Below are 14,978 nucleotides of genomic sequence, written 5' to 3' on the forward strand. Positions count from 1 at the left end.
ATCTATTTTAGCGGAGATCGTTCATGGCCTTTACTCCTTCCACATTATCGCGCTGCCTGGCGCTAGCCCTGCTGGTGAAGATCTCCCCCGCGCTGGCAGAACCGTGGGCAGAGAAAACCTATAATCCGAAGCCGGATAGCGATGACGTGATTTTGCCTATGCCCTGCGAAGGTTCGATGGTATTTCGTCGGGTAGAAATTCCAGTAGCCGGTCCTCTGGATGATATTCCCATCACCTTAGGGGAAGATGGCAGTGAATGGGGCTTTGTGGAACACAGTTATCCCACGTTTATCGCCGGTAGCTTTACTGAAACGCCCCAAAATAAAGGCCGTTATTATTTAATGGCGAAATATGAGCTGACGGCATTGCAATATCAGGCATTAACTTCCGATACTTGCCCGACACCATCGCGTAAACTTAGCCTCCCTCAAACCAGCATCAGTTGGTTTGAGGCCGTTAATTTCTCCGATAAATATAACCAGTGGTTACGCGCAAACGCGCTCGACAAGCTGCCGAAAGAAGATAACAAGCCAGGTTTTTTACGACTGCCCACCGAAGTAGAGTGGGAGTTTGCCGCGCGCGGCGGTCTGAAAGTGGATACCGCACAGTTTCGTGATTCCCGTTATCCGATGGACGACATCAAAAATTATGAGTGGTATTCCGGTTCGCAGTCCTCAAACGGGAAACTTCAGCTCATCGGTCTGTTAAATCCTAACCCGCTCGGCCTGTACGATATGTTAGGCAACGTCTCTGAGATGATGTTTACCCCCTTCTACCTCAATAAAATTAATCGATTGCATGGCCAGGCTGGCGGTTTTGTGGTGCGTGGCGGCAGCGTGATGTCCAGTGAGTCGGATATCCGCAGCGCTAGCCGTAAAGAAATTAACTATTACGATAATGCCCAGCCTTTTACCAGTAAAACAATGGGCCTGCGGTTGGTGCTGGTTTCCCAGGCAATTACCTCAACGGACCGGGTCAAACTTCTTGAGAAAAACTGGTCGACTCTCGGTGATGATAAAACGGGCGCAGAGAGCAGCAAATCCGGGTCCAATGATACGGCGAAAGCGTTAGGTAGCCTGGCTTCTGGCGTTGAAGACGGCGAGCTGAAGAAAAAGCTGAAAGATCTGGAAAACCAACTTCGTGCCAGCAACCAGCAGCAGCAAGAAGAAAGAGCACAGTCTATCCGCGCCAGCCTGAATCTGGGCTCTTTTCTCTGTACCAAATTACAGGACGATGGTCGTTTCCTTGACTTCCTCAATCACAATTATGAGCTGCTGTGCAAAGATAAAGACAGCAGCGATGCCAACTGTGCCATCCGCAAAAATAAGCTGGCGGAACAAACCGATCGTCTACAGCAGCTAACGAGCTACTACGCCAGCAGTCTGGTGGATTCCGGCACCCTGTATGGGCAAGCAGGGCTAAAAGGCGAAGTGAACGTGTTCAATCAGATGCTGACGCTGAATAAACGTCTTTCCGGTCTTAAGCCGTTCCTCGCTGCTCATTGGCAGAATCAGCAAAAATACCTAGCGAACGGCAAAATTGATACAGCTGGCTGGCTGGATACCTGCAAACAAGTAAAGAACGGCCACTAATCTTAAACATGTCAGTTTATAAAGGAGTAAGGAACGTGAAATTAACTCTACGAATTGCAGCGTTGACCATTGTCTGTATGTCACTCAGCCAGACAGCTTTAGCTGCGTCTTACAGTGCGGAGGATCAGGAACAATTAACGCTGGAATGCCTGCTCACCAATAATAAATACGCCAGCGCCTTTATTGCGCAGGATAGCGCGGGATATGCCCTGGGAACCCAGTCTGCTCCGACTGCTGAGCTGAATCTTGTCACTAATCAACCGGGGGTTAACGCCTACTATAATTCTCAGATGATCGCCGGTGGCTCGCTTTACTGGATACGTGTCGTCAAAGGCCCCTATGAATATATTGTTTACGATAAAGAGCAGCACGGCGATATGTCAGGTGTGGTTGTCACAAAAAAAGGGAAAAGAATCTTCCACAAAGATTGCAAGGAACCTATCAAGGTGGGTACACAAAACGATGGCAGCATCTTTAGCCGAGTTGCGCAAGAAGATACAGAAGGCGATCGTATTATCGATTTAATCAACAAAGCATAAACGCTTATTTCGTCGTAATGGGGATGTATATCTATCATCCCCATAGAAGGCAGCTAAAGCTATCCGCTTTTTTGTACGCTCATTTTTAATGGTTGATAATATTGCGGATCAAACATCGACAGTGGCAGAGCATGGACTGAACCATCCGAAGACGTTTCCTCAACGTGGGTAATCACGATGTTGGCTGTATTTTCAACCGCATCACAGCTGAATTCAGTTGCCGAAAGGGTTGAGCGAGTTGCACTGCTATCGCCAAACGGCTGAACATCAAGAGTTCCTTTTTCCAGAACGGCTCCCGATTTATCAGTTAATTGTAAGCTGACTGTCAGGTTATTGAATGTCCCATCACCGCCGTTACCCAGCCGGAATACCAAAGAACACACGCCCTGCACCCAACTGCTATCCGTATTACGAATACTAATATACCGATGGTCATTCTCCGCACTCACTGCGGGGCCAACCATGCCGCCACAAAGTACGGCCAGCAATAAGCTGCATAATGTTTTCTTAATCATAATCTTCTACGCCCTCATTCCTCACGCCGCCTCACAAAATTCTGTTCTCTTCCCCGATACGTATGTCGGTTTTAGCCTATTTCAGTGCCAACTCAATCTGTTCTATTGCTTTCTAAGCATATTGTAATGAGCTATATGGTTAAAAAATAGTAATACACTAAACAAACTAGCACTTCAATTTAAAAGCGTTACTCACGAAAAAAAATTAGAGCGATAATTAGTTCGTTAAAAATAATAACATTACAAAATTAGTAATATCTATTCTTTCTTGTTGCTTGTAGAAAAAACAGCCTAATCAATAGACCCTATGCAAAATTCATTGAGATGGACCATTTTAGTATATGAACGGTTTTGCTAACGTCATTAATCGTTATTATATAAAACGTTGTTTTGTTTTCCTACGTATACCTAATGCGGAATATAAGGAAATAGCATTCTATAAAGATATTGGTGAAGAATAATTAATGAGTTGAATCGCCACGGGTTTAACAGACACCTCAGAGTCATTTAAGATGGCTTAAAGAGAGGTGCCCATGAGCGGTAAGCGTTATCCCGAAGAGTTTAAAACTGAAGCAGTCAAACAGGTTGTCGATCGCGGTTATTCTGTTGCCAGCGTTGCAACACGTCTCGATATCACCACTCACAGCCTTTACGCCTGGATAAAGAAGTACGGTCCGGATTCTTCCGCTAATAAAGAACAGTCAGTTGCTCAGACCGAGATCCGCCGTCTCCAGAAAGAGCTGAAGCGGGTTACCGACGAACGGGACATATTAAAAAAAGCCGTTGTAGATTCAATCTGTCAACGCAACACTCCTTTCAATTATCTCTTTCGGTGTTTTGAACTTCAGTGTCTTTCTTGGCCTGTTGTTTAGCTGAGTTGCGACTTTATCCAGCTCATGTTGAGTATATTGGGCAAGGCAGGTTTTTTTGGGAAAGTACTGTCGGATTAATCCATTAGTGTTTTCGTTTGTTCCTCGCTGCCAGGGACTCTGAGGATCGCAGAAGTAAACTTTAACGCCCGTGCTACCAGTAAATTCCAGATGCCTAGCCAGCTCCATTCCTCTGTCCCATGTCAGTGATTGCCGGAGTTCAGGTGGCAAGCTCAGGAATTTTTCTGTAAGAGCCTGATTCACTGAGAAAGCGTCTTTTCCTCTGAGTTTCAGGATGATCGTATAACGTGATTTTCGGTCTACAAGTGTGGCGATATGCGAGTTTTTTGTACCTGACACCAAATCGCCTTCCCAGTGCCCCAGAGAGCGTCTGTTATCGATATGCCGCGAACGTTCGTGGATTGGCGTTCCGTTTACTATGTTGATGGTGCCTCTTTCACCTTTACGAGTATGGCGTCTGCCATGACGTAGGCTGTGCGATCGGCGCAGATGCTGTACATTCAGGTGGTGTAGCGCTTCACGACTACGAAAATACAGCGTTTTATAAATTGTCTCTGGCGATATTCTCAGTGTTTTTTGACGCGGCTTCGTTCGTCTTAACCATCCTGATATTTGCTCTGGCGACCACTTCATCTCCAGCTTTTCCAGAACAAGCTCTCGCAACGGTAAATTCTGATCCAGTAAGCACGGTTTTGGTCTTCTCGCCATCCTGTTGGCCCGGTTATTAGCATCTACAGCTTTGTAATAGCGCCTGCCTCGATTGCGCTGAACTTCACGTGAGATCGTCGAAGGACTACGATTTAGTGCAGTAGCTATCGCACGAATGCTCATTTTGGCTGACAAACCGGCTCGTATTTCCTCGCGCTCAGATAGCGTCAGGTGAGCCACAGCCCGCTTGCGCTCATTGGGTTTTATACCGCCAGTATCCCTTAACATAGTGAAGATGGTTCCTGGTTTCGAACCCAGGATATTAGCTATCTCGCTGAAGCCTGTTCCGTTCTTCCACAGTTCAAAAACAGATGCTTTTTCCTTTGCTGTAAATGTCCGTCTCATCCAAAGATCCTCCGCAACCTCATGTTTTCACATAACTGTTGCGCTGACCAATTGAATCTACAACCGCGCTCTTGATGTCAGACTCCCTGAACAGTTCTCATTAATCAGGAAACTCAGAGCGCAGTATCCTGTGGTCACACTTTGCCACGTGTTCGGGGTTCATCGCAGCAGCTACAAATACTGGGGAAAAAGCCCCGAAAAGCCAGACGGCATGCGAGCTGTGTTACGCAGTCAGGTTCTGGAACTGCATAACATCAGCCATGGCTCTGCTGGCGCAAGAAGTATCGCGATTATGGCAACCCTGAAAGGCTTCAGAATGGGACGCTGGCTTGCCGGAAGGCTCATGAAAGAACCGGGTCTGGTGAGTTGTCAGCAGCCTACCCACCGGTATAAACGTGGTGGTCATGAACACACCGCTATCCCGAATCGCCTTGAGCGACAGTTTGCAGTGACAGAACCGAATCAGGTGTGGTGCGGCGATGTGACGTATAGTGTGCCCGGAGTTCAGGGCGGGCATGGATGCTCAAATGAACCACGAGTCTGTCTGGAATATTGAAACGGCAACTCATGACGAGAAGCCCAACAATCCCACCGGGTGTGACGGTGGAGAGCCTGAGCGGCAGTGACCTGCGGCATGCCCGCAGGGTGATGTAACCCGCTGACAACGGGGATTGAGGCGAGATCACTAAGCCGAGATGATCCTCAAGGTTGAGTGCTGAAAGGCTGAAGAACATGAACCCGTTAATCCGCCTCTGTGGGTTGAAAATGTCACCACGGCCTACGTGATCTGACAGGCCGTGCAGGAGGAACTGCCAGTGATACGTAAGCACTGTCGGTCGAAGGTGTTTTGACATGTATGCAAAACACCGGGGCAGCAGCGCCTATCACGCTCGCGTTGCTGACTTCTGCCAACTTGCGGCAAGCAAGGATAAAGAGTGCGACGGGCAGCCTCCTCAGTATGTCTGAGTCCAGGCAGGTGAACCGGGGAAGGTCAGTGACGGATATTAAGGGGGCATGGCCCTGATAACGCACTGGCTGGCGGAGCTTCCGTAGTAGTCCGCGGTGGGGAAAGCCCATTACATGGCGAAGGGAAGCAGTTTAAATATGTTTGCGAAGTGAATTAACTGACCCAATGAGGTGAAGACCTTTGATAATCAGCGAAATGCAACGCAAGCTTGCCACATGGGCAACAGCCGATCCGTCCCGACGGATTGAACGGCTGCTGCGTCTGATAACACAACCAGAATGGCTGGCTGATGCGGCGCGGATCACGCTTTCATCAAAGGGGGCGCATACCCCCGGCGTTGATGGCGTGAACAAGACAATGCTACAGGCCAGACTGGCTGTTGAGCTACAAATCCTCAGGAATGAATTACTCTCAGGTCACTACCAGCCCTTGCCCGCCAGACGGGTTTACATTCCTAAAAGCAACGGCAAACTGCGACCACTGGGCATCCCCGCGTTACGGGATCGTATTGTTCAGCGAGCCATGCTGATGGCGATGGAACCAATATGGGAGAGTGATTTTCATACGCTCTCATATGGCTTCCGGCCTGAGCGCAGTGTCCACCATGCGATCCGAACGGTGAAATTACAGCTCACTGACTGCGGTGAAACACGGGGACGCTGGGTAATTGAAGGCGACCTGTCCAGTTACTTCGACACCGTACATCATCGACTGCTGATGAAGGCTGTACGCCGCAGGATCAGTGATGCACGTTTCATGACTCTGCTGTGGAAAACCATCAAGGCGGGGCATGTTGATGTCGGTCTCTTCCGGGCGGCCAGTGAAGGCGTACCGCAGGGCGGAGTGATCTCGCCGTTGCTGTCGAACATTATGCTGAATGAGTTCGATCAGTATCTGCATAAACGCTACCTGAGCGGGAAAGCCCGAAAGGACCGCTGGTACTGGAACAACAGTATCCAGCGAGGTCGAAGTACAGCGGTCAGGGAAAACTGGCAATGGAAGCCCGCTGTGGCGTACTGTCGGTATGCCGATGACTTCGTGCTTATTGTCAAAGGCACCAAAGCGCAGGCGGAAACCATCAGAGAAGAGTGCCGAAGCGTACTTGAAGGCTGTCTGAAACTCAGGCTGAACATGGACAAGACCCGGATCACCCATGTTAATGACGGTTTTATCTTTCTGGGTCACAGGATCATCCGTAAACGCAGTCGTTACGGCGATATGCGGATGGTCTCGACGATCCCGAAGGAGAAAGCCAGAAACTTCGCTGCGTCGCTAACGGCTTTGTTATCAGGCAATTACAGTGAAAGCAAAATCGATATGGTTGAGACACTCAACCGGAAACTGAAAGGCTGGGCTGCGTTCTATCAGTTCGTTGATTTTAAAGCCAAAGTATTCAGTTATATCGATCGAGTGGTGTTCTGGAAGCTGGCTCACTGGCTGGCCCGAAAATATCGTAAAGGTATTGCCTACCTGATGAGGTGGTGGTGTAAATCACCGAAACCGGGGCAGAGTAAAACGTGGGTTTTATTTGGTAAAACCAACCACGGGAAGCTCAACGGTGAAGTACTTTATCGGTTGGTCGGGCAAGGCAAGAAGCTGTTCCGCTGGCGCTTGCCAGAAGGTAACCCTTACCTGAGGACAGAAGCCAGAAATACGTATACATCGCGTTTCACAGAAGTGGCAATGGCGTTTGCCAGTGTTTAAATGGAGAGCCGGATGCGCTGAAAGGTGCACGTCCGGTTCGGAGAGGAGAGGCAGGGAAATAGTGCGACTACGCCCTGCCTCTTACTCTACTCTGGACAGGCAAGCGTTGGGCTTACCTTGCTGTTGTTCTCGATCTGTTCGCAAGGAAACCTGAGGGTTGGGCAATGTCATTCTCACCGGACAGCAAGCTGACATCAAAGCGCTGGAAATTGCGTGGGAAGCTCGCGGTAAACCCGCCGGAGTGATGTTCCACAGTGACAGTAATAATGCCGGTGTCAGTCTTTACCACCACTCAGTTTGCCGTTTAAACCGATTGGTGTGATTACTGATGCAGTGAAGACCTATCCGCATCACATCACTACAAATATTGATTTTTGATTGTTGGATTCGCACCAGATTTCACCTCTGTAGGGTATTCAAAAATGCTCAGTTATTACTGATGCCTAAACTGCAGCGTTGCGGGCAGGTAGCGTTGTAGCGTTTCGGGCGTATCGCCCTCGATCAATTGGCTTATCAGATCATAGCAGTGCCAGGCCAACTGGCGGTTATCCTGCTGTACGGTATCGATACGCAGCGACAGCGAATCATAAAGATAGTGATCGTCAAAGCTCGTCAGATGGATATCTGAGTCGAGTAAATGGTGCTGGCTCATATAGCGCAGTACCCCTTCGAGCAGTCCACAGGCGGCAGTGAACAGCGCCTTAGGCGGCCGCCCAAGTCGCGCGCAGAGTGCGGCGAACATCTCATAGCCTGAGCTCGGGTGGTAGTTACCGTTAATCACCCATTCCGGGCGCAGTGCAATACCCGCCTGAGCCAAACCCTGCGTGAAGCCGGTCAGACGATCGCGTGAAGGCGACAGACGCGACTGACCGCCTAAAAACCAGAACTCATCGCTATGCTTAGGTGCAATGCGGGAAATCAGTTCCGCCGTTGGGGTAATCGAATCAGTCATCACCAGCGGCAGCAGGCTTTCATTAGGACAACGGTCAAACAGCACTACTGGCAGTTGTTGGCTGAGCTTAAGATAGTCGGCATCGTTGTGCATACATGAAGCGACGATCAGACCGTCAACCTGGCGGGAAATCATGTTATTGACCACCACGCTCTCCTGACCGGGGTTTTCATCAGTACAAGAGATCAATAGCTGGACGCCTGCTTCGCGGCACAGCATTTCCAGCTCATGTGAAAAGACCGCAAAGCCGTGGTTGGTGATCTCCGGCACCACCAGTCCGATGGTGTGGCTGCGGTTGTCGCGCAGCGAGCGGGCGTGAATGCTTGGCTGATAGTGCTGCTCACGGGCAATCGCCAGTACTCGCTCACGCGTTTCCTGCGCCACACGCAGCTCCTTACCACGACCGTTCAGTACTAGGCTGGCGGTCGCTTTTGAGACGCCAGCCTGTTCGGCGATATCTTTAATGGTTACGCGTTTAGTTTTCATTACGACGCCATGAGCTTGAGGCAAAACGCTTATTCTACCATGCAAGTTCGCAGCGGCCAGTAGCAGAATGCGTCCGGTGTGATGCCGGAGAACATTAGCTGCCCTGAACAGGCCGGGAAGTAGCGGCAGCTCATCACTCCTTCGCCGCCGTTGATGAAAATCTCCACGCTAGACTGGTCGATGAAAATATGCAGCGAGCGGACGTCTCCGCGCCAGTAACGATAATGCTTCTCGTCGCTGGCCAGACTGGGTCGGGCCAGGCGGATCCCGCTGGCATCGCGTTCAAGGGTTAATGCGCCGTCAAAATCGAGGCTCAAAATATCGTCCCCAGTGGTTTGTAGAACGATTTCCATCGGTGCCAGCGGCAGGGAGTTCCCTGCCCAGCCGTGCGCTTCGCCGCGCAGGGCGCTCAGCTCTCGTAGAGGACGTTGGTATAGCTGACCATCGATAAACTCCAGCTCACGCAGGCAGGTCATCTGATGGATCCAGCCGTTGGTGAGGGTCGGTTGAAGCATCTCTTCGCCCTCCGGCACGCCCATCCAGCCGACCAGCAGACGGCGGCCATCACTGGTAAGCATGGTTTGCGGGGCGTAGAACTCAAACCCTGCGTCCAATTCGTGCAGTTCGCCATGCTCGAAGGCCGCGCGGTGGTAGTCGAAATCGCCGCTCATCCACACTGCCGGGTAGGTGTTGAGATAGCGCTCTTTCTCACGAGGCACGCCCTGCGGGCAGCAAATCAGGACATGCTGGTCGCCGAGGGCAAACAGGTCCGGGCATTCCCACATATAGCCCGCGTCGTCCAGGCCATTGATGCCATAACCGGCGATTTCGCCCTGACTCGTCCACTCATGAAGGTCCGCTGAGCTGAATAACAACACCTTGCCACGCTTTTGCAAATCCTGTGCGCCCAGCACCATGTACCAGCGACCTTCGTGCTGCCAGACTTTCGGGTCACGCACGTGGCCGGTATAGCCCTCCGGCAGCGGTAATACCGGGCCGAGTTTGGTAAACGTGCCGTCGGCATTTTCCGTCGCCAGGCACTGCCACGCGGTTCGGCTGCCGTCGTCAAATTTTACGTTGCCGGTATAGCACAGGGTGAGCGTGCCCTGACTATCCACGGCGCTGCCGGAGTAGCAGCCGTTGCGGTCATACTCTTCATCCGGCATGAGCGCGATCGGCTCATGTTGCCAGTGCAGCAGGTCGGCAGAGCTCCAGTGCCCCCAGCACTTGAACTTATGATCGCAGGCGAGCGGGTTCCACTGATAAAACAGGTGATAACGTCCGGCAAATTCAATAAAGCCGTTGGGATCGTTCATCAGCCCGGTCACCGGCGCATGGTGCCAGCGGGGATAGTGGCTGTCGGTCAGCGCGCGCGGCTGGCCCTGCATAACAGCCTGCAAAATCGCAGGCAGGCGTGATGGATGTGACATTATTCAGCGTCCGTTTTGTATTTCAGTACCAGGGAGACGACAAAGGCGACGCCAAAGGCGATAACCATCCCGATAATGTAGTTCAGCAGCGAGCTGGCCTGCACGATAGCCATGCCAGGGATAGCCGTCAGGCCCACCGCGGTCATGTAAACATGCATGGATACCACCCACGCGCCGCCCACCGCGCCGCCAATCAGGGCTGCGATAAACGGTTTTACAAAGCGTAAGTTAATACCAAAAATCGCCGCTTCGGTGATGCCGAGCATGGCAGAAAACGCCGAGGGCAGGGTAATGGCTTTGATTTTGGCATCTTTCGTTTTGAACCACACCGCCAGACAAGCACCGCCCTGAGCGACGTTGGCCATCGCCCAAATCGGCAGCAGGAAGTTGACGCCGATGGATGGGTTGCCCAGCAGTCCCGCTTCGATGGCGTGGAAGCTGTGGTGAATACCGGTAATGACGATAACCGAATAGAGACCGCCAAACAGCAGTCCGGCCAGCCAACCGGCGTGGGTAATCAGGGTGCTGAGGACAAACGAAATACCGTCGCCAAGCGCGCGACCAGCCGGGCCGATAATCAGCAGGGCGATAAAACCGGAAATGATCACCGTCAGGAACGGCGTCAGGATCAGATCCAGTGCATCGGGGATCACGCGACGTAGCTGTTTCTCAACGATGCTCATAAACCACACCGCCAGCAGCACCGGGAACACCGTGCCCTGATAGCCGATCATGGCAATCTCAAGGCCGAAGAAGTTCATGGTGTGGAAACCGGCGGCCACACCCCAGGCGTTGGTGAGCGCCGGGTGAGTCAGGATGCCGCCAAGCGTCGCGCCAAGATAAGGATTACCACCGAACTCGCGGGCGGCGGTGAAGCCAATCAGAATCGGCAGAATAATAAACGCCGCTGAGCTGCACATATCCAGCATGATGTAGATGGCGTTACCCGGGTCGACCCAGCCGTACGTTTTAACCATCCCCAGAAGGCCCATCAACAGGCCGGAGGCGACGATAGCCGGGATGATCGGCACAAAGATGTTCGACAACAGGCGGGCAATGCGCTGGAAAGGATTCAGTTTTTTCGCCGCAATGTCGGCAGCTTCCGATTTGCTGGATTCGCCAATCCCTGCCGCCTGGATAAAGGCGGCGTAGACTTTGTTCACCACCCCGGTGCCGAAGATAATCTGCATCTGTCCGGCGTTACGGAAACAGCCCTTCACCCCATCAATTTTGCCGATGGCCTGCTGATCGGCCAGTGAGTCATCGACCAGCACCAGGCGCAGGCGTGTGGCACAGTGCGCGGCGCTGGCGATATTTTCCTTGCCTCCCAGAAGCGGAAGTAGCGAGCGGGAAATCTGTTCAAAATCCATAGTACCCTCTGAATGCGTATTGATTTTCGAGTTGTCGTCCCGTGGTAGCCGGGGCGCATTCTCTTCGTTGTTATTGTGTCCGGGGCGACGAAACGTATTTTGTCGCCCCGGCGGTTACTGTCGCCAGGTGTTAACCATCAAAACCAGGTTTCCATCTGCATCCCGAACGACCATTCGCCGCCCGATTTAAAACCACTGCTGCCCAGCGCGTCATCGCTGGCGTAATTATTGAGTTTTTTGCTCCAGTCCATCCACGAGGTGTAAAGACGGATTTCAGGACGGCTGAAGAAATCGCCGATGTCGCCAACCTTAAAGGTCGGGGCGAAGGTGAGCTTGTAGAAGCTGCCGTTTACCGCATGGCGATCGTTATAACCTTCAGGTTTGAGATCCATATACTGGTAACTGCCTTCATAAGCGAGGGCGAAGTTTTGATTGATCTCCTGGATCAGACGCATGTTGAGGGTTGCCCACTGGTAGCTGTCGCCATCGACATAACGGTCTTTACTGGTTTGTGCCAGTATCGCCGGGGCGATAAACCAGTTCTTGCTCAGTGGCGTGGTGCCGTAGCTGGCGAAGCGCCAGGTGTTAGCCCCCGAGCGTAACGCGCCGTCAGAGCCGACACCTTTAACTTCGGCACCCAGTCCGTGACCGTAGAGCAGGGCGGTTTTGCTGGCACCTTCACGCAGGCCGTAAAAACTGTCGTTGTGCAACCCGAGCAGCGCATGTACACCGGTATTTGCCGCATCGCCTTTGACCGGATTACCGTTGGTATCCTGGCGTTCGTCGTTGTCTTTTGCCCGCATCCCGCTGACCATCATCTGCACCGGCCCGATGAAATTGTTCATGCTGACGATGTAGTTCTGCACACTGTTGCTGGTAACAGCAATATCGCCGAAGTTACGCCCGTAAAGAGAGAAGTTGCTGCGAACGCTGTCGTTCCACCTGACATCATAAATACCGCCGCCGGTACCGGCGAGGAACACGACATCCGAGTCGATCCAGTGAATGTCAAAGTTATCCCGGTCAAAGCGTTTCCCGGCCCACAGGGTGGAGCCTTTAAACGGCCCGTCGAAGGTGGGCAAGTTGCCCAGTTCAACAAAGGCCTGACGCACGTTCAAATCACTGGTGCTCGCCGTCCAGTCGTTATAAGTGGTTTGACCGTCGGCGACCATGACTTTGAAGCGGGTCGTTGCCCCGTTATCCAGGGTCTGCTTATGTTCAAGATTCATTTCAACATAGGTATCGGCCTGGTTTCCCAGGCGGCCAATAGCCCCACCGGTTTCCCCTGCTGGCGTCATGTAGGCTCCGGATTTGGTGCTGGCGCCGGAGTCATTCATTATCACGCCGGAGCGGGCGTAGCCGTGGAACTCAAACCCGCTTTTCTCATCGGCTTTTTTCTCCAGTTTGGCGGTACGCTGAGCCACTTCCTGAGTGCTGTCCTGGGTTTTTTGTTGCTGTGTCGTGAGCTGCTGTACTTTCTTCTCTGCCGACTCTGCGCGGGTTTCTGCCGTTTGCGCTCTGTTTTCGGCATCCTGTAAGCGTTTTTCCAGCGCAATTAAACGGGCTTCGATACTGCTGAGATCCGTTTGTGCATGGGCTGAGGCGGCGCCGGTTAGCAAAGCGATAAGAACCGCGAGTGTGCTTTTTCTGAACATATTGATTGCATCCCAAAAGGAAAATAAAACATTGTGTGTTTTTGCTAAACCGGTTTAGTTGCTATGTTAAGCACGACATTTAACATTTTGAAATTGATTTTGCTAAACCGGTTTAATAAGTGTGATGGATGCAACAAAGTGGACCGCGTACGACGGTATTTAGGATCAAATCTGGCGGTGTAGATCGCGCTGGTATGGCAGGGCAGTCATCGCGCCTTTCGCCAGGGTTGCCAGGGCACCGCAGGTTTGCGCCAGAGCGAGCGTTGGCTCCAGGGCATTGATATCCGCCGGCATCCCGTTGGCAGCAAGGCTGGCAAGCAGTCCGGCGACAAACGCATCGCCCGCACCGGTGGTATCCACGCTGACAACCGGTTTAGCGCTGAAATGGGTACACTTCTGCTGAAAAGCGGCAAGCACCCCCGCTTTGCCCCGCGTCACCAGTAGCAATTCCGGCTGATAGCGCTCTGTTACGCTGGCGATTCCGTATGCTAAATCTTTACTGCCGCTGATGAAGACCAGCTCCTCTTCCGATAGCTTTACCACGTTTGCCATGGACAAAGCGCGATCGAGGCAGGCTTGCAGCAAAGCCTGATCCTGCCAGAGATCAGGACGAATATTAGGGTCAAAGCTGATCCGACCGCCGACAGACTTGATGTTCTCCATAGCCGCGAAGGTAGCACTGCGGCTGGGCTCGGCGCTGAGCGCGATGGAGCAGACGTGCAACCACTGTCCGGCGGCAAACTGTGGCAGGTCTTCTTCAGCCAGGAACAGGTCAGCGCTGGGGCGTACCATAAAGGTAAAGGTGCGTTCACCTTGGTCATCAAGGTCGACCACCACAGTGGACGTGCGGTGATGATCGTCAAGATACATATGGCTGACGTCGACCTGCTCCTGTTGCAGGGTATGACGCATGTAGCGGCCAAACGGGTCACCGCCGACGCGGCCGATAAATCCGCTGTTGCCGCCAAGGCGGGCAACCCCTACCGCCACGTTAGCCGGCGCGCCTCCAGGGCACTGTAGCAAGCGCCCTTCACTCTCCGGTAGCAGGTCCACCACTGCGTCGCCCAGAACCCAAACTTTTGCTTTCATGCTAAAACCCTCCAAGGCTAAACTTAATTAAACCGGTTTAGCATATTAAATCACAATGAATGAGTGGGTGGAAAGTTCCAGCCGGAAAAGCGCTGCTCAGGGCATAAAAACGTGAGCCGCCTTACGAAATAGAATTGATTCGACAGCTGTGAAGACTTACGTCCTGGACACAAATGGATCCTGGATAAATTACCATGCAACTTGATGAAATTATTATGTTTTATCTTATTTTGAATAGACCTCAGTTTCCTAGACGGTTCCGTGCCTCATGAACCAGGCACTTTCATAAATTGCAGGGGGTTGATCCTCACAGGCACTGTGGCGGCGTTTAGCATTATAAAACATCTCTACATAATCGAAGATATCTGCCTTCGCTTCTTCCCTGTTTTTATAGATCCGTCTCTTTATGCGTTCCCGTTTTAGCAACTGGAAAAAGCTTTCTGCCACTGCGTTGTCATGGCAATTACCCCGACGACTCATGCTGCTTTTCAAATTGTGAGATGCCATAAAATGCTGGCACCTTTCGCTGGTATATTGAGAACCCTGATCTGAATGGATTAATACTTCTGCTGTCGGTTTACGTCGCCATTCCGCCATCAATAATGCATCCATCACTAATTCAGCGGTCATTCGTCCTCCCATGCTCCAGCCTATAACCCGACGTGAGAAGAGATCGAGAACAACAGCCAGATATAACTGTAAGTATCCCGCATAATCGTGCCATTCACATTTAGAG

At 51.9% G+C, this 14,978-nt stretch carries 10 protein-coding genes and 4 pseudogenes; 6 read left to right on the forward strand and 8 right to left on the reverse strand.

From position 1 onward, the window contains the following. Positions 1–23: 23 nt before the first annotated feature. Positions 24–1,592 (forward strand): SUMF1/EgtB/PvdO family nonheme iron enzyme, encoded by a 1,569-nt coding sequence (locus HV237_RS21775; protein WP_047358973.1) that lies wholly within the window; start codon positions 24–26, stop codon positions 1,590–1,592. 35 nt (positions 1,593–1,627) lie between these two features. After that, positions 1,628–2,131, forward strand: coding sequence for a hypothetical protein (locus tag HV237_RS21780; RefSeq protein WP_040232055.1), 504 nt, complete (start codon positions 1,628–1,630; stop codon positions 2,129–2,131). A 59-nt stretch (positions 2,132–2,190) separates the two neighbouring features. On the opposite strand, the gene HV237_RS21785 is transcribed toward HV237_RS21780, so the two are convergent. Continuing rightward, on the reverse strand, positions 2,191–2,646 hold the full coding sequence (locus HV237_RS21785; protein ID WP_047363966.1) for an IrmA family protein: 456 nt from the start codon (positions 2,644–2,646) through the stop codon (positions 2,191–2,193). A 533-nt stretch (positions 2,647–3,179) separates the two neighbouring features. Between HV237_RS21785 and HV237_RS21790 the strand changes: the two are divergent. Next, positions 3,180–3,428: pseudogene (locus HV237_RS21790) on the forward strand (transposase); the annotation flags it as partial. 9 nt (positions 3,429–3,437) lie between these two features. Here HV237_RS21790 and HV237_RS21795 read toward each other — a convergent pair. Then, positions 3,438–4,589: an IS30 family transposase gene (locus HV237_RS21795; RefSeq protein WP_040063370.1), complete on the reverse strand. Its 1,152-nt coding sequence runs from the start codon at positions 4,587–4,589 to the stop codon at positions 3,438–3,440. A gap of 64 nt (positions 4,590–4,653) precedes the next feature. On the opposite strand from HV237_RS21795, the pseudogene HV237_RS21800 reads away from it, so the two are divergent. From HV237_RS21800 to HV237_RS26245, 3 genes and pseudogenes are all read left to right on the forward strand, one after another. Beyond that, positions 4,654–5,079 (forward strand): annotated as a pseudogene (locus HV237_RS21800) (IS3 family transposase); the annotation flags it as partial. A 672-nt stretch (positions 5,080–5,751) separates the two neighbouring features. Then, positions 5,752–7,260 carry a group II intron reverse transcriptase/maturase gene (ltrA, locus tag HV237_RS21805; RefSeq protein WP_047358972.1) on the forward strand — a complete coding sequence of 503 codons (1,509 nt, stop codon included), beginning with the start codon at positions 5,752–5,754 and terminating at the stop codon, positions 7,258–7,260. 80 nt (positions 7,261–7,340) lie between these two features. Continuing rightward, positions 7,341–7,519: pseudogene (locus HV237_RS26245) on the forward strand (DDE-type integrase/transposase/recombinase); the annotation flags it as partial. A gap of 174 nt (positions 7,520–7,693) precedes the next feature. Here the strand turns inward: HV237_RS26245 and HV237_RS21815 are convergent. The 6 genes and pseudogenes from HV237_RS21815 to HV237_RS21840 all read right to left on the reverse strand — a co-directional run. Further along, a complete protein-coding gene (locus HV237_RS21815) occupies positions 7,694–8,698 on the reverse strand; it encodes a LacI family DNA-binding transcriptional regulator (RefSeq protein WP_003029591.1) in 1,005 nt (334 codons plus the stop codon). 29 nt (positions 8,699–8,727) lie between these two features. After that, positions 8,728–10,128: a sucrose-6-phosphate hydrolase gene (locus HV237_RS21820; protein ID WP_040232051.1), complete on the reverse strand. Its 1,401-nt coding sequence runs from the start codon at positions 10,126–10,128 to the stop codon at positions 8,728–8,730. Further along, on the reverse strand, positions 10,128–11,498 hold the full coding sequence (locus HV237_RS21825; RefSeq protein WP_000345204.1) for a sucrose-specific PTS transporter subunit IIBC: 1,371 nt from the start codon (positions 11,496–11,498) through the stop codon (positions 10,128–10,130). The genes HV237_RS21820 and HV237_RS21825 overlap by 1 nt, the downstream gene beginning before the upstream one ends. A gap of 137 nt (positions 11,499–11,635) precedes the next feature. Continuing rightward, positions 11,636–13,153 carry a carbohydrate porin gene (locus HV237_RS21830; RefSeq protein ID WP_047359078.1) on the reverse strand — a complete coding sequence of 506 codons (1,518 nt, stop codon included), beginning with the start codon at positions 13,151–13,153 and terminating at the stop codon, positions 11,636–11,638. A gap of 165 nt (positions 13,154–13,318) precedes the next feature. Then, complete coding sequence (locus tag HV237_RS21835; RefSeq protein ID WP_047359077.1) at positions 13,319–14,242, reverse strand: aminoimidazole riboside kinase; 924 nt, start codon at positions 14,240–14,242, stop codon at positions 13,319–13,321. Positions 14,243–14,491: 249 nt separating this feature from the next. Next, positions 14,492–14,938 (reverse strand): annotated as a pseudogene (locus HV237_RS21840) (IS3 family transposase); the annotation flags it as partial. Between the last annotated feature and the right edge of the window lie 40 nt (positions 14,939–14,978).

The organism is Citrobacter sp. RHBSTW-00570, assembly GCF_013739755.1.
GTDB lineage: Bacteria > Pseudomonadota > Gammaproteobacteria > Enterobacterales > Enterobacteriaceae > Citrobacter > Citrobacter braakii.